The 14,817-nt window shown below is 71.4% G+C and carries 14 protein-coding genes; 5 read left to right on the top strand and 9 right to left on the bottom strand.

The window, feature by feature from the left end; genetic code table 11:
* Window positions 1-46: 46 nt before the first annotated feature.
* Window positions 47-2,248 carry a trehalase family glycosidase gene (locus tag ACFXBC_RS29655; RefSeq protein WP_385031179.1) on the bottom strand — a complete coding sequence of 734 codons (2,202 nt, stop codon included), beginning with the start codon at window positions 2,246-2,248 and terminating at the stop codon, window positions 47-49.
* A gap of 325 nt (window positions 2,249-2,573) precedes the next feature.
* Between ACFXBC_RS29655 and ACFXBC_RS29650 the strand changes: the two genes are divergently transcribed.
* Complete coding sequence (locus ACFXBC_RS29650; protein ID WP_385031176.1) at window positions 2,574-3,554, top strand: TIGR03557 family F420-dependent LLM class oxidoreductase; 981 nt, start codon at window positions 2,574-2,576, stop codon at window positions 3,552-3,554.
* Between the two features lie 123 nt (window positions 3,555-3,677).
* A complete protein-coding gene (locus ACFXBC_RS29645; RefSeq protein ID WP_385031173.1) occupies window positions 3,678-4,679 on the top strand; it encodes a phosphotransferase family protein in 1,002 nt (333 codons plus the stop codon).
* A 55-nt stretch (window positions 4,680-4,734) separates the two neighbouring features.
* Here the strand turns inward: ACFXBC_RS29645 and ACFXBC_RS29640 are convergent, their stop codons facing one another.
* On the bottom strand, window positions 4,735-5,877 hold the full coding sequence (locus ACFXBC_RS29640) for an FAD-dependent oxidoreductase (protein WP_385031170.1): 1,143 nt from the start codon (window positions 5,875-5,877) through the stop codon (window positions 4,735-4,737).
* Window positions 5,878-6,087: 210 nt separating this feature from the next.
* Here ACFXBC_RS29640 and ACFXBC_RS29635 point away from each other — a divergent pair, with 210 nt between their 5' ends.
* Entirely contained in the window at window positions 6,088-6,675 is a 588-nt protein-coding gene (locus ACFXBC_RS29635; RefSeq protein WP_385031167.1) for a TetR/AcrR family transcriptional regulator, read from the top strand.
* A 9-nt stretch (window positions 6,676-6,684) separates the two neighbouring features.
* On the top strand, window positions 6,685-7,080 hold the full coding sequence (locus tag ACFXBC_RS29630; RefSeq protein WP_385031164.1) for a GNAT family N-acetyltransferase: 396 nt from the start codon (window positions 6,685-6,687) through the stop codon (window positions 7,078-7,080).
* Window positions 7,081-7,193: 113 nt separating this feature from the next.
* Here the strand turns inward: ACFXBC_RS29630 and ACFXBC_RS29625 are convergent, their stop codons facing one another.
* The 7 genes from ACFXBC_RS29625 to ACFXBC_RS29595 all read right to left on the bottom strand — a co-directional run bounded on the left by ACFXBC_RS29625 (window position 7,194) and on the right by ACFXBC_RS29595 (window position 13,467).
* Window positions 7,194-8,468, bottom strand: a complete 1,275-nt coding sequence (locus tag ACFXBC_RS29625) for an MFS transporter (RefSeq protein WP_385031161.1) — start codon at window positions 8,466-8,468, stop codon at window positions 7,194-7,196.
* Window positions 8,469-8,544: 76 nt separating this feature from the next.
* Window positions 8,545-9,219, bottom strand: a complete 675-nt coding sequence (locus ACFXBC_RS29620; protein WP_385031158.1) for a TenA family protein — start codon at window positions 9,217-9,219, stop codon at window positions 8,545-8,547.
* A gap of 461 nt (window positions 9,220-9,680) precedes the next feature.
* Window positions 9,681-10,565 carry a BtpA/SgcQ family protein gene (locus ACFXBC_RS29615; protein WP_385031155.1) on the bottom strand — a complete coding sequence of 295 codons (885 nt, stop codon included), beginning with the start codon at window positions 10,563-10,565 and terminating at the stop codon, window positions 9,681-9,683.
* Between the two features lie 20 nt (window positions 10,566-10,585).
* Complete coding sequence (locus ACFXBC_RS29610) at window positions 10,586-10,897, bottom strand: hypothetical protein (RefSeq protein WP_385031153.1); 312 nt, start codon at window positions 10,895-10,897, stop codon at window positions 10,586-10,588.
* A 13-nt stretch (window positions 10,898-10,910) separates the two neighbouring features.
* Window positions 10,911-11,666, bottom strand: a complete 756-nt coding sequence (locus ACFXBC_RS29605) for a hypothetical protein (RefSeq protein WP_385031150.1) — start codon at window positions 11,664-11,666, stop codon at window positions 10,911-10,913.
* Window positions 11,663-12,718, bottom strand: coding sequence for a carbohydrate kinase family protein (locus ACFXBC_RS29600; RefSeq protein WP_385031147.1), 1,056 nt, complete (start codon window positions 12,716-12,718; stop codon window positions 11,663-11,665). Before ACFXBC_RS29600 ends, ACFXBC_RS29605 begins: the two co-directional genes overlap by 4 nt.
* A complete protein-coding gene (locus ACFXBC_RS29595) occupies window positions 12,715-13,467 on the bottom strand; it encodes a GntR family transcriptional regulator (RefSeq protein ID WP_385031144.1) in 753 nt (250 codons plus the stop codon). The genes ACFXBC_RS29600 and ACFXBC_RS29595 overlap by 4 nt, the downstream gene beginning before the upstream one ends.
* Window positions 13,468-13,858: 391 nt before the next feature.
* Between ACFXBC_RS29595 and ACFXBC_RS29590 the strand changes: the two genes are divergently transcribed.
* Complete coding sequence (locus tag ACFXBC_RS29590) at window positions 13,859-14,746, top strand: carbohydrate kinase family protein (RefSeq protein ID WP_385031141.1); 888 nt, start codon at window positions 13,859-13,861, stop codon at window positions 14,744-14,746.
* Window positions 14,747-14,817 lie beyond the last annotated feature (71 nt).

Raw genomic sequence — 14,817 nt, 5'->3', positions numbered from 1 at the left:
AGACTGTCTCTGGCGGGGTCGGGGCCCCCGCCGTATCCCGGACCCCTCACCCGTCGCGCAGCATTTCCAGAACGACCGCCGCCGACCAGGAGAAGTTCGAGGAGTTCTCTCCTTCGCCGGTCAGCGGCTGGTAGTTCTCATGGATGGGGCCGTCGCCCAGCAGGCCGTCCGCATGCTTGAGCAGCTGTTCGCCGATGGCTCGGGCATCCCGGTCGTAGCCGTAGTCGGACAGACCGCGCAGGGCGAAGTACGCCTGGTCCAGCCAGACGAGACCGCGCCAGTAACCGGTCGGGTCGAACTTCGGGTTGTCGCGCGCGACCGTCGGCAGCGGCATGGGGGTGCGGAACTGCGCGGGGTCGGTGAGCGCGGTGCGGACAGCGGCGGCCTGCCGGGCGGTCGCGACCCCGGCCCACAGCGGTACCGCTCCTTCGATGCCCTTGCCTGCCGCCGTCAGCGGGCCGCCCCCGTCCGGACCGCAGTCGTAGAAGAAGCCGGTGCCCGGGTCGTACGTCCGGGTCCTGATCCGGTCCCGCAGGGCATCCGCCTCACGGTTCCAGTCCTTTGCCTCGCCCCGCCAGCCGAGCTCGGTGGCCATCCGTGCGAGGAAGCGTTTCTCCGCGTACAGGAAGCAGTTGAGGTCGACGGACTGCTGGGCCAGCGAGTAGCCGATGGTGCGCCCCGACCGGTCGGTGTTGGTCAGCACCTGGGTGTCGTCGAACCGCGGAGCGTTGTCCATCCCGCTCTCCCAGGCGGCCGCCAGCCTCCGTTCCTTGGTGCTGTTGTTGGCCGGGTCCACCGTGGCGCCGTACTCGGCGAGGCCGTTCCGGTCGTGGTCCCGGTCGCGGTACCACCACGCGTGGTACGCCTTGAGCTTGGGGTACATCCGGCGCAGGAACGCCCGGCCGCCGCCGCGCTCGAAGACCTGCCAGGCGGCCCAGGCAGCCAGCGGGGGCTTGGAGTTGCGCTCGTTCCAGTTCAGGCCGCCCTGGCGGATGTCGTTGTAGAACAGTGCGTCCGGCACCATCCCGGCGTCCTGCGGGCGGTCCGGGGAGTCCGCGCTGATCTGGTAGTCGAACATCGACTCAAGGGTGGAGGCGGCCAGTCCGGGATCGAAGGCAGCCGTCGCGACGGCCTCCTTCCATGAGTCCCAGGCCCAGAAGCCCCCGGCGAACGAGGTGTTGGTGAGCGAGGGAGTGATGCCGTCCTTGCGGAGCGCGCCGGCCGGGCTGCGCCAGTTGGTCACCAGGGTCTGCACCGCCTTCGCCGCGACCCGGCGGCGGTCGGAGGCCACCCCGCCCAGGGCGCGGGTCAGATAGAGCTGCCACCGGCGGTCTGCCCGGTCCGCGACCCGGTCCGGGTGCGCCAGCGCCTCCCGTACCGCCGGGCTACTCGCGCGACGCTCGGCGTCGGTGAACGTGTACGACTCGGTCCAGACGAACGTGGCGGTCGCGCCCGGCGCGAGCTCCGTCGGCCGGTGTGCGGTCGTGCGGTACTCGTCGCCGTGGACGGTGGTGCGGACAGGGCCCGCGTGCACCACCTCGAACCGGGTCTGCGCGGTGGTCAGGAAGTCCTTGAACGAGCGGACCTCCGCGAACCGGACCGCGACGCCGTCACCGGTCGCGTGCAGCCGCGGCGCGCTGCGCACCGGCTCGCTGGTGTGGCGCAGCAGGGCGCCCGTCCAGCGGGCGCGCAGTTCACGGTGCCGGTGCCCCCGGTTCTGGACCGTCGCCCTGACCAGGGCGGTGCGGTGGTCGGCGTACCGGAGCTCCAGGGTCACGTGGAGCCCGTCCACGGCGTACGACTGTGTCAGGAGCCCCGGCCGGGCCTCAAGGCGGGGCGACCGGTCCGCCGACAGGTCCACGGTCCGCCCTGAGCGCTCGTCGGCCAGCCCGAAGCGGCTGAAGGCCCGGCTCAGGTACCAGGGGTACTCCTCGGCGATATACAGGGGCCCGCTGAAGCCTCCGAGATGGGCGTGGTCCTTCGCCGATGGCAGACCGTAGGCGTGCCAGGCGCCGAGGTCGGCGAAGACATTGAGCGGATTGTCCCCGGGGGGCTGGGCCGCCTCGGGAAGACCGTGCAGGTCGAGTACGTCGGAGAGCCCGTCCCGGAAGGGGTCTCCGGAACTGCGGTGGGCCGTCTGCGGAGCGGCTGTCTCCTGGGCGTGGGCGGGCGCCGCGGGCAGGAGCGCGGCGGCTCCCAGCGGTACGAGCGACGAAGCGGCGAACTGCCTCCGCGAGAGATGTTTCATCGAGAGCCTCGGAACATGAGGGGTGTCGGAATCCGGCCACGCTAACAGTTTGTTGACAGCCCGTTCAGAGTCCTGGCCTGCCCGGATGCCGTGAACGCCGACTGCGGCGACGGCCGCGTACCCATCATTTCGGTGGATTCCGCCGCTGAGTGTCCGCGCCGGGCGGGGGTAGCCGCGGGGAGCGGGGCGTCCCGGTGTCCGCCTCCCAGGAGGAGGGCGAATTGATGAATTAAGGCCATATCGTATGCATTCCCTTATGCTGACGGTGACGGATCTGGCCGGTACGGGGACGGTCTGCTGCCCGAGCGAACGAGGAGCAGAGTAGATGCAGATCGGCTACAAGCTTGCCTCCGAGGCGTACGGCCCGGACGAACTGATCCAGCAGGCGGTGCGCGCGGAGCGGGCCGGGTTCGACTTCGTGGAGATCAGCGACCATTACCACCCCTGGCTGGACAATCAGGGGCACTCTCCGTTCGTGTGGACGGTGTTGGGCGCCATCGCCGCCAGGACCGAGCGCATCGGGCTCGCCACCGGCGTGACCTGCCCCACCGTGCGCTACCACCCGGCCGTCATCGCCCAGGCCGCGGCGACGCTCGCGCTGGTGTCGGACGGCCGGTTCACCCTGGGTGTCGGCTCCGGCGAGCGGCTCAACGAGCATGTCACCGGCAGCGGATTCCCCAACTCGGTGCCGGAGCGGCACGCCCTGCTGCGTGAGGCGCTGGAGATCATCAGGCTGCTGTGGCAGGGCGGATACTGCTCGTACGACGGCCGCCATCTGCGGCTGGACGATGCCCGGGTCTTCGACCTGCCGAAGGAACTCCCGGCGATCGCGGTGGCGGCCGGTGGTCCGCACGCCGCGCGCATCGCGGCCGAACTGGGGGACGGGCTCTTCGCCACCGAGCCCAGGAGCGACCTCGTCCAGGCGTATCGGAAGGCCGGGGGCGGCGGCCCGCGGTACGTGGAGGTGCCCATGGCGTGGGCGCCCGACGAGCACACCGCGGCGCGGGCCGCACTGGACACCTCGCGCTGGGCGCTCACCGGGTGGAAGGTGATGAGCGAACTGCCCAACCCCGCCAACTTCGAAGCGGCCACCACCACCGTGCGGGAAGAGGACGTTCTGGCCCAGTTCGCCTGCGGCCCCGACCCGGCCCGCTATGTGGAAGTGGCCCAGCCGTTCGTGGACGCGGGGTTCGACCGTCTGGTGATGCAGAACGCCGGCCCGGACCCGGACGGTTTCATCGAGTTCTACCGCACTGAACTGGACCACCGTATGCGCGCGTTGACCAGCGCGAACGGGTCCGGCTGATGGCCGCCTGCCGCGCTGGTGGATCTTTACTTCACACGGCGGCGCGGGGATAATCAATGGGTCCCGTCGGCGGGATCACCGTTCACGATCCCCGCTCAATCATCGCTTTCGGCTGGAGTACCGATGTCCGGCTCCCGGCCGTCCGATACGCATCTGCCCGATTCCTGCCTGCCTGAGCGGCGCCTGCCGGATTCGCACCCGCCCGATCTGCGGCAGGCCCACGACGCCGCTCGCGCGATCGGCGCGGCGGCCCTGGGGTGTGACCCCGGCCCCATGGTCATCGTGGAGAGCAGCTCCCACCACGTGTATGTCGGATCCGGTGCCGTCGTGAAGATCATCGATGCCGCCGGACACACCCGGCTGGACCGGGAGACCGTCCTCGCGTCCCAGCTGCCCGCCGGGCTCACCGCCCCGCTGCTCGGCAGCGGCCTCCACCGGCTGGGGACGCGCGACATCCGCTACGCCTGCTACGCGCGCGCACCGGGGGCCGCCCCCGGCGTGGGGCTGCCCGGTGCGGACGGTGGGACCGTCCGCCGGTGGGCGCAGGAGGCGGTCCGGCGGCTCGGTCTCCTGCACACCTGGGCGCCGTCGGAGCGGGCCGCGCGGACGTTGGGGGAGCCGCTCGACCACGGTGGATTCGTCGGCCGGGACGCGCTCGCCGCCGAGGTGGAGCGGCTCGCCGCGCTGGACCGGCACCGGACCGTACGGCCGCGGCTGCTCGCGGGCGTGGCGGCGATCGCGGAGCGGGCTCCGCTGCCCGTACGGGCGTTGGTCCCCGTCCACGCGGACTGCCACTGGGACAACTGGCTGGCAGATGACCGGGGTGTGACGGCCCTGCTTGACTTCGAATGGGCCCGCTTCGGGGAGCCGGCCGACGACTGGTTCTTCCTGGCCCGGTTCAGCGGCCCCCATATGGAGACCGTGCTCGACGTCATCGCCCGGACGACGGGGACCTCTCCTGGCCTCCTTCGGGCCCGGTGTGAGGCCCGCGAGGCCGCCCACCTTGTCTCCGACCTCCGTATCGCGTGCGAACACCCCGCCGGCTCCGCGCGTATGGCGGCCGACCGGCTCCGTGACCTGGAGGAACTCGTCGTCGGACGCTACTGGTGGCGCCACGCACGGTGATACGGGGTGACCCTGGCGGGCCCCGGTGCCCGGCAGGCCCGGCCCGGAGCGGGTGTCACCGCTGGGCGGCGGCGTCGCCGAAGTCGGGCATCCCGGCGGCGAGCAGGTGCTCCGCGCCGCCTTCGAGGGCTTGGGCCGTCTCGGCCGAGCGGGGCAGCATGGTCTCCTCGTAGGTGCGGAGGGCCTCGTCGACGGTGCCCGACTTCGCCAGGGCGAGCGCGAGCTCGCAGGCGTCCAGCATGGCGAGATTGACGCCCTCGCCCAGCGGCGGCATGAGATGTGCGGCGTCGCCGAGCAGGGTCACCGTCGGGCTGGGCTCCCAGATGTGCGGGACGGGCAGGGCGAGAATCGGGCGGTCGACGTACCGGCCCTCGTTGTCGGTGATCATCTGGCGCATACGGGGCGACCAATGTCCGTACCGCTCCAGGAGCGCGGCACGGATTCCGTCGGTATCGCCTGCCGTCAGGCCGCTCGCGCCGATCCAGTCGGCCGGAACGCGCTGGATGAGGTAGACGCGGATGTGGTGGTCGCCGCCCCGCTGGGCGAACATGGCGCGCTCGCCGTCGGCCGCGTGGGCGCTGCCCTGCCCGACCAGTCCGGCGATGCCGGGGTGACGGTTCTCCACGTCGGAGAACCACGCTTCCAGGAAGCTCACCCCGGTGTATCCGGGAACGGCGGGGGACACGTCGGGTCGCACCCGGGAGTAGGCGCCGTCGGCGCCGATCACCAGATCCGTCTCGACGGTGGTGCCGTCAGAGAAGTGCAGCTGCCGCGGCCCGCGCGCGGGGCCGCTGACGCGTTGGAGGGCGCGGCCCCAGTGCACGGTGCCGGGCTCCAGTGAGCCGAGCAGGAGGTCGCGCAAGGTACCGCGGTCGATCTCCGGCCTGAACAGCTCGTCGGGGCCGGGGACTTCATGGGAGGTGAGCCTGCCCGCCGGGTCAAGGCGGCGCATCTCCTGCCCTTCGGGGCGGGCCAGCGCGAAGAACTCGTCGAGCAGTCCGGCGGTGCGCAGGGCGATCTGGCCGTTGTCGGCGTGCAGGTCCAGGGTGCCGCCCTGGTTGCGTGCGCCGGGGCCCGCGTCACGGTCGTGGACGGTGACGGCGACGCCGTGCTGCTGGAGGATCCGGGCGCAGGTCAGCCCGCCGGGACCGGCCCCGATGATGCTGATCCGGGCCTGTGCGGGGTTCGGTGAGGTCATGTGTGTTCCTTTCGCCGGTCGGGCGGGGGTGGGGTGAGCGGGGGCGGACGGCTCCGGTGCCGACGCTTCGCAGGGGCGGCGTACCGGTGCAGCAGGCCGGCCCGGCTCTGTGCCTGGAACCGACCCGCTTCCGCACCTAAAAGTAGAGTAGGCAAAAAAGTAGAATGTGACAACTTAAATTCAGGTTCCACCATCAGGTAGGCTCGCGCCATGACCGAACCCCCCGTCGGCCGCCGCGCACGCAAGAAGGCGGCCACCCGGCAAGCGATCGCCGACGCCGCACTCCGGCTCTTCCTGGACCGTGGCTACGACGGCGTGAGCATGCGGGACATCGCCGAAACCGCCGACGTGTCGACGGCCACGGTGTTCAAGCACTTCACCGGCAAGGAAGCGCTCGTCTTCGACCAGGAGGAGAGCAACGACGCACGTCTGATCGCCGCAGTGCGGGAGCGGGCCACGGGCCAGAGCGTGCTCGACGCCCTGCGCCAGCATGTGCTCGACACCTGGCTGCCGATCGCTGCGCACCCGCAGCGGGAGGAGTTCAACCACCTGGTGGACTCGACTCCGGCGCTGCGCGCGTACGCCGAACGCATGTGGGCCCGGCACACCGACACCCTCGGGGCGGCCATTGCCGACGAGTACGGCGTGGACCACGACAACCTCGCCTGCGCGGCGCTGGCCCGGTTCGTCCTGGAGGTTCCGGTCCTTGCCCAGGGGCGGAAGGACCACGGAGCCGCTGTCGAGGAAGTCTTCGGCATCCTCGCCAACGGCTGGCAGCCCCCGGCGGAGCCGGTCTAGGATCCCGGCGTGACGATCACGTACGAGTGGCGCGGGGACTTCGACAACGACGCCCTCGACGCCCTGCACGCCGAAGGCTTCGGCTCCCCGGCCGGTCGTACCGACTGGCGTGCACGGCTCGAACGCCACAGTCTCGGCTGGGTCTGCGCCCGCGACGACGGCTCACTGACCGGCTTCGTCAACGTGGCCTGGGACGGTGGCGCCCACGCCTTCATCCTGGACACAGTGGTGGCCCGGCACCGCCGCACCGGCGGTGTGGGCGCCGCGCTCGTCGCAGCCGCGGCCGAGGGGGCACGTCGTGCGAAGTGCGAATGGCTGCACGTCGACTTCGAGGAACATCTGCGGCCGTTCTACTTCGACGCCTGTGGCTTCAGGGAGACGACGGCCGGGCTCATCGCTCTCTGACCCCGTACGGCCGGAGACCCTGTCCTCGGTGGCAGGGACTCCGGCGGTAAGGGGCCAGCAGGGGCAGGACGGATCGGTCAGGACGGGATGTTCGGACGGTTGGTCAGAACATTTCAGGAGACGGAGAGTTCGCCCTCAGGGGTGCTGGCCGGGGTGTGTGAGGACACCCTGAGGAAGAGGGTCAGGACGGCGCCGATCGCGTAACACGCGCCGAACACCCACATGACGCCGCTCACGCCCAGCGGGCCCAGGCACAGGCTCACCAGCGCGGGTCCGGCCGCGGTGCCAAGACCGGCACCGAGGTTGAGGCCGGCCATCGCCGCACCGGTACGCCGCGGAGCGATCTGCGGCATCAGCGCCGACATGGGGGAGAAGCCGGCCAGACAGGCGCAGAAGAGGGAGCCGGTGAGCAGGGACAGCCAGAAGCTGTGCGTGGCGGTCGGTATGTAGTAGAAGGCGACGGTGGTGACGGCGCAGCCCGCGCAGCCCATCCAGCGCAGTACGGGGGTGATGCCGTAGCGGTCGCCCCAGTACCCGGCGAGCAGGTTGGCGCCCAGGTTCACCAGGTACATCACGGAGTAGATGGTGAGCCAGTCACCGAGCGGGAACCCCAGCGACTTGGTGAAGTAGACCGGCAGGAAGACCGGGAAGCCGAACTGTGAGACACCGTTGATGACACGGACGATGCCCGCCACGGCGACCTTCGGCTCCTGCCAGAGGATCGAGACGCCGTTCACCAGTCCGCGCAGCGGGTTCTCCTCCAGCTTCGAGACCGGCCGGTTCCCGCCGGGGGCCCGTACGGCCAGCGCGATCCCGGTACCGGCCGCGATCACGACCAGCCCCGCCCACAGGGTGGGCAGCGGGCCGATGGCGGCGATGCTCGCCTTGGCGACCAGCGGGCTCAGCGTGGAGAATCCGGCGATGTAGGCGAACCAGAACCAGCCGACAGCCATCCCCAGCCGGGCGGGCTGCGCCGTCTTGACGATCCACATCAGGAACCCGTAGGCGAACAGCGGATATCCGAATCCGCGCAGCCCGTAGCAGATCAGCAGCAGCGCGCCGGAGTGGTCCATCACCCCGAGCGTCACGAACAGGGCGTGGAAGATCACCCACACCACCGCGCCGGCCACCATCAGCCGGCGTGGACCGAAGACGTCGGAGAGGGCGGCGGCCATCCACGCCGAGATTCCCGCGGTGACGCCGTAGAGGGTGAACATCACCGCTATGCGGTGTGCGGCGAACCCCTCGTCGGTCAAGAACGCCGAGAGATAGCCCTGTTCGACCCCGTCTCCGATCATGAAGAGCGCCAGCGCGACATATCCCAGCGCCAGAGGTCGGGGGAGGCCGGCCTTTTCGAGGAGGTTCCTGTGTTCGCGGAGGTCCGGCATCGCTCCACCTTCCGTTTAGCTACGAGCGATCAGCAGTGGGGGACGGTCTCGGTCGGGGCTGCTTGCGTACGGGGCGTCATGCGACGTAGGCGGCGTCGTGGAAGGCCACCTCCGCCGCGAGGACCCGGCCGAAGGCCGCGACCAGTTCGGCCTCGGTCGCCGGAGTGATCTCCAGTGCGTCGATCTCGTCCTCAAGGAAGCGCACCTGGGTGGTGAAGGGCGCGACGGTGTGCAGGTGCACCCAGTCCGCGATCTCCGCACGCGCCGACGGCGTGCGTGCGGCCGCCGCGCACCACGTCCGGTACAGCGACTCCGCCGCGTACATACAGGTCACGATGGCGGGATAGCCGAGGGAGTCGGCGGCGTCCAGGACCTCCTGGGTGAGGGTGGCGGCCTGCGCGCCGGCCCGTTCGCCGGTCTCCGGCATGCCGGTGGTCTCCAGGGCCTCGGTGAAGTACGCGTACTGGTCCGTCACCAGCGCGTGCAAAGTCCTGGCATGCCCCGCCAGGGCGCCGGGGGTGGGGGCCTCGCGTACCGCCGCGCCCGCCAGCCGGGCCGCGGTGTCCACGAACTCGCGCTCGAAGTGCAGATAGCGGGCGAAGACGGCGTCGCTGACGGTGTCGGATGTGACCTCGCGGACGAAGGGCATGGCGAGCGCGCGCTCCCATTCCCCGGTGTTGCTGCTGATGAGCCGTGCGCTCAGCGGCTGTTCGGGCGCAGTGGGGTGCGGGGCGGATTCCCGTTCGGGCATGGCGGTGCCTCCAGTGTGCTGCCGGCCGGCGTGGGCCGCTGTGGGTGGTGGGCGACATCCCGGCGGATACGTCACGGGTACGTCGATGGGGCCCCGGGTGGGGCTGCGCGGTGGTACGGGGCCCGGTGGGGGCACGAGCCGTCGGGCGCGGCCCTGTTCGGCGCGGGCTCGTTCGGCGGGGCGCTCGTCGGCCGGGAGCCGCGGCGAGCGGGGGCTCGTCCGGTACTGGGTGGGGCGAGCGGGGCGGGCCGGCGGGGTGGAACCGGGTGGGGTGCGTACCAGGGGGCCCGTGCTTCTGCGTTGTGGCGTTGTGCGGGTGTGCGGGTGTGCGGGGTGGTGCGGCTGTGCGTGCCTACCGGTGTGCGAGGGTGCGGGGCGACGTTCGTCAGTCGCCCGCACGCCCCGCCCACCGGATTCGGCCACTCACGGCGAACGGGTCGTCCGCGCGGACAGCCGACTGTTTACGGGAGCTGGTACCCGGCCTTCTCGGCGTGGCGGGTGAAGGCCCGGACCTTCGCCTGGTCGACCCGGCCCCACCAGCGGCTGTTCTCCTTCAGCGCGGAGGCCACGATGGCTCCGTGGCACTGGGACAGCAGCCGCTCCGCGTTGCCGTCGTTCATACCCGAGCCGATGATCACCGGCAGCCGGGTCGCGTCCAGGATGCCCTGGACCTCGCTCTCGGCGGCTTCGTCACCCGTACGTCCGCCGGTGGCGATGAGCACGTCCGCGTCGAAGAACTCGGCGTCCTCCGTCTGTTCGGCCAGGGAGCGGTCGGCGATGATGGAGTGCGAGCCGTGCTTGACGTGCACATCGGCGAACACCTTGATGTGCTCGGCGCGCAGCTTCGCCCGGTAGCGCGTCGCCGACGGGGCGAGCCCTTCCATGAAGCCCTCGTTGGCCACATAGGCGTTGGCCCACTGGTTGACCCGGACGAAGGACGACTGGGACGCCTGGGCGGTGGCTATCGAGCAGTGCGCGCCGTTGGCCAGCACATTGACGCCGACGGGCAGTCCCACCTTCTCGCGCACGTGGTCGCCGAGCACGGCCAGCGTGGCCGCCGTCTCGAAGCCCTGGTCCTCCGGCTTGGGGAAGGGCAGGTCCCAGGCGTTCTCCACGATGAGACCGTGGACGCCGCCCTCGCGGTACGCGGTCGCCTCCTCCACGGCGAACCGGATCAGCTCGGCGACCGACTGGCCGCGGTAGTGGGGGCTGCCCGGGAGCGGAGGACAGTGGACGACGCCGATGACGACACGGTCGGTGCCGAAGATCGAGTCCAGCGCCGAGTCCTTCGGCGGGAAGACCCCTAGCGGTCGCTGGTCCTCGGTCCGGGGGGCAGGGTTGTTCATGGGTTCCTCTCTTGTGGTGCTCAGGCGGACGGGGTGGCCGGGTCGGCCAGGCCCACCTGGTTGGAGAACTCGAAGCAGGCGGTGTATCCGGCGGCCACCAGCCGGGACCAGTGGTCGAAGGCCTGCTCCGCGCTGGGGAAAGTCCAGATCTCCACATGGGAGTAGTCGCTCTGTCCGCGTACGTGGTAGCGGCCGTCGAGGCTGCCGCCGTGCCGCTCGGATGCCGCGCGCTGCTCCTGGAAGTCCCTTTCGTACTGCGCCCGTTGACCGGGCGGGAGGTCGTACCAGGTGGTACGGGGGAGGGAGTGGTGCAGCCAGACGACGTCGCTCATGTCATGTCCTCAGTCACTTCCTTCGAAGGGCGTCGTCGAGCGGTGTGCGACGACCGATGTAGTGGCGGGAGGTGGTGAACTTGAAGTCCGCCACCCGCGCGTGCTCGCGCATCGCCGCGTCCACCATCTCGACGCCCGGTACCCGCCAGACGCCGATGTGGTCCCACTGGCTCGCGCCGTCGAGACGGTGCCGGCCCGCGATGGCCGCGCCGCCGCGTACGTCGGATGCGAACGCGACGTCGCACTCCAGGTCGTAGGCGCGCCGCTCCTGCGCGGTCGCGGCCTGCCAGGCGCTGTTCCACTTCCACAGCGCGAAGAAGGCCCACCGGTCCCGCTCGGGGGAGGACGCGGAGCCCGCGACGGGCAGGAACTCCCGCGGCCCGAGCAGCCATTCGGTGCGCAGTGCGCGGTCCCAGCCGGCCCGTTCCAGCCGTACGGTGCCCGCGAGCGCCGCCGTCGGCGAGGGTGCCTCGAACATGCCGACGATGTCGACGTCATGCGAGAAACCGGCTTCGTACACCGTGGGTACGTCCCCGACCGGACTTTGCTGTCCGCCGTCACCGGTTTCCGCCACGTCGCCCGCCAGGATGCGGTCGACCGAGAGCCGCCAGCCGTCCTCCTGCAACGCCGCGCACTCCTCCCCGAGCGCATCCGCGATCCGGCCGGGGTCCGCAGGACGCGGTGTACGCCACCGCGCCAGGAACATCACGGCGCACCGCTGCCCCGGGGCCGCCTCGAAGACGTCGGTTTCTTCACTCAGCAGACTCATGACGCCACCGCCTCAGCAGCCGGGGGCACATCGGCGGGCCCGTGCAGCCGCGCCAGTTCGGCCCGGGTGGCATAGGACGCCCCGGCCCCGAACCCCGAGCAGCTGTGGGAGGCGGCCGTCACCGCGTAACGCAGGGCCGCCAGCGGATCGCCGGTCTCCAGCATCATGCCGACGAACGACCCGGCCAGGCAGTCTCCCGCCCCCGTCGTGTCGATCACGGGCGGCGGGTCGGACGGGGCGGGGACGCCGACCATGCGGCCGGAACCCTCTGCTCCGCCGGGGGTGCACCAGCGGGCGCCGCGCGAACCGTCGGTGAAGATCACCGAGCGGACGCCGAGTCCGAAGAGGACCCGCTCCGGCTCGGGGCCGATGGCCTGTGCGGCGCGGGCGTTGCAGAACACCGTTGCGGCGCCGTCGAGATGAGCGGCCAGGGTCTCGATGCCGTCGGCGAACGTCGCGGGTTCCAGATCGATCGACCAGGGCACACCGCTCTCGGCACACCGGGCCAGCAGTGTGCGGGCCGCGGCCGGATCGTAGACGGCGGTGTGCAGCCACCCCGTCCCGTCGAGCGGGAGGGTCCGGCACACCTCGTCGGACGGGTACATACGTGCGCCGGGCACGAGGACGAGGTGTTTCTCGCCGTCCTCGGCGATGGTGATGACGGCGCGGCTCGATCGTCCGTCCGTCACCTCGGGCCGGAAGTCCATACCGGCACGCTCGGCCCGTGCGACGCACTCACGGCCCGCCGTGTCGGATCCGACCGCGCTGACCAGGGCGGTGGGGGCTCCGGTGAGGGAGCAGGCCACGGCCGCGTTGGTCACCACGCCGCCGAGGGCGTCGGTGAGGTCGGTGCTCACCACCTTCTCGTCGGCCGCCGGGAGGGCGTCGACCCGTACCGTGGTGTCGAAGACCGTGTCTCCCACCAACAGCGCTGTCCTGGTGGGGCGTTGAAGAGGAGCGCCGGGATGCGGGCCTTCGGCTGCCGCGGTCATCGCCGGTGCCGTGGTGGCAAGTGTGCCCTGGGTGTCCGGTGTGTCCGGGGTGGTCGTCATGGGCGGGACAGCTCGATCCTGAAGCGGTAGCGGTCGGCGCGGTACGTGATCGCCACGTACTCCAGCGGGTCCCCGGACGCGGAGAGCGAGCGGCGGCGTGCGATGAGGATCGGGGCGCCCTTCGCGACATCAAGCCGCTCGGCCAGCTGCGCGTCGGCGAGGCCGCCGTCGATGTACTCCCGCCCCGAGCTGATCCGGGTGCCGGTGGTCCGCTCGATCCACTCGTACAGCGACCTGTCCCGCAGCGCGTCCTCGCCGGGAGGCGCCGCCGGGTCGGCGATCCGGGCCGCGAGCCATGAGACGCTGGAGGCGATCGGCTCGTCGTCGGCCAGCAGCACACGGTCGACGCAGACCGTGCGGTCGCCCTCGTCGATGCCCAGTTCCCTGGCGACGTCCGCCGGGGCGGGCTGGACGGTGACGCCGTTGAGCCGGTAGCCGGGGCGCAGGCCCCGCGCTCGCATGTCGTCCGCGAACGAGGCCAGCAGGTTCAGCGGCTGCTCGACCTTCGGCGGAAGCACGATAGTGCCCTGGCCGGACCGCCTGGTGACCAGCTGTTCGTTCTCCAGCTCGTTCAGCGCACTGCGCGCCGTGGTCCGGCTGATGCCGAAGCGCCGGGTGAGCATCGTCTCGGACGGCAGGGCATCACCGGGGGCGAACTCCCCCTTGGCGAGCGCCGAGCGCAGCCGCTCGGCGATCTGATGCCACTTCGACACCGGGCCGTCCATCAAGTCTTCGTCGTCCCAAGCCATGCCCCAAATCATGCGAACGTCATGACGTTTGGTCAACCGGTCGGATGGCGTAACTTTGTGTGACGTGCGGGAGCGGAGCGTTCGTGCCCCGGTCTGTGCCACGGGGCGCGTGCGGCGGGCGACGGATGGGAAGCCGCCCGTTGACGCGTCCGCCGTACGCGCTCTACGGTCCAGCCTCAACGACCCGGTAGGAGCTCCCGAGCAGGTGAGCGAGTGCCGCCACGAGAGCGGCGCCGGGCCGGCGGCGGCTCCTGCCGCCGGGCCGGGTCCCGGGGCCGTACGCGACCGGCCGGCCGGTGCCGACCCGGACCGGCAGGCGTGGGACGGCCGATGTCACGCCCCGTCAGAATGCCGCCGCCCGGCGGCCCGGCGGAGATTGGGTTACCTCTTCATGATTGTCTTCTGTGGGTACGGAAACAGTGATCTGACCGTGAACGTTCCGGTGCTCCCCGGCGCCGGGGACCGCGTACAGGCGCGCGACATCCGGCGGCACGACGGGGGGATGGCCGCCAACGCGGCCGCGGCCGCCGCCCGGGTGGGAGCCGATGCCAGGTTCGCCGGTGTGGTCGGGGCTGATCCGCTCAGCACCGCCTTCCTCGAAGGGCTCGGCGCGGCGGGGGTGAATGTGGAGTGGGCCTCCCGAAGCGGCAGTCTCACCACGGCGGTTCTGCTCGTCACCCCGGACGGTGAGCGCTCGGTCATCAGCCAGGACGACGAGGTCACGGAAGCGCAGGTGGCCGGGACGGTGCGACGGCTCGCCGCAGCCGGCGGCGGCTGGCTGTACCTTGACGGCTACCGCTTTCCGTGGGCCGCCCCGCTGCTGGCGGACGCACCGGGCATCCGGACCGTCGTGGACCTGGACGGCTGCGAACGGGCGGACGGCGCGCGGGCCGCACTGTCCGCCGCTGAACATGTGGTACTCGGCCGGGCGCAGGCCGAACGGCTGCTCGGCCAGGACGCCCGCGACGCGGCGGTGGCGTACGGCACCCATGTGGTGGTGACCGACGGCGCCGAGGGCTGGCGCCTGCACACGCCCACCGGCGAGACCCGCGGGGGAGCGGCACTGCGCGTGCGGGCACGCGACGCCACCGGCGCCGGCGACTGCTTCGTGGGCTGCTACCTGGCCGAACTGGAGCGCGGCTCCGACCCGTTCGACGCGGCCGGCTTCGCCTCCGCCGCCGCGGGCCTGTCCTGCACACAGGTGGGAGCCAGAGCGGGACAGCCCGGCCGGGCCGAGGTGGCCGCCGCGCTCGCCCGCGGCGATCTCCGTATCGGGTGACATGGCCCCGGGCGAACCACCGCCCGGGGCCCTGTCACCCGGTGTCACTTCGGCGGTAGCTCCTGCTCGAT

The organism is Streptomyces sp. NPDC059398 (assembly GCF_042751845.1).
GTDB lineage: Bacteria > Actinomycetota > Actinomycetes > Streptomycetales > Streptomycetaceae > Streptomyces.
Note: the sequence above shows the minus strand (reverse complement) of the source record. Positions and strands in the feature narration are given on the sequence as shown.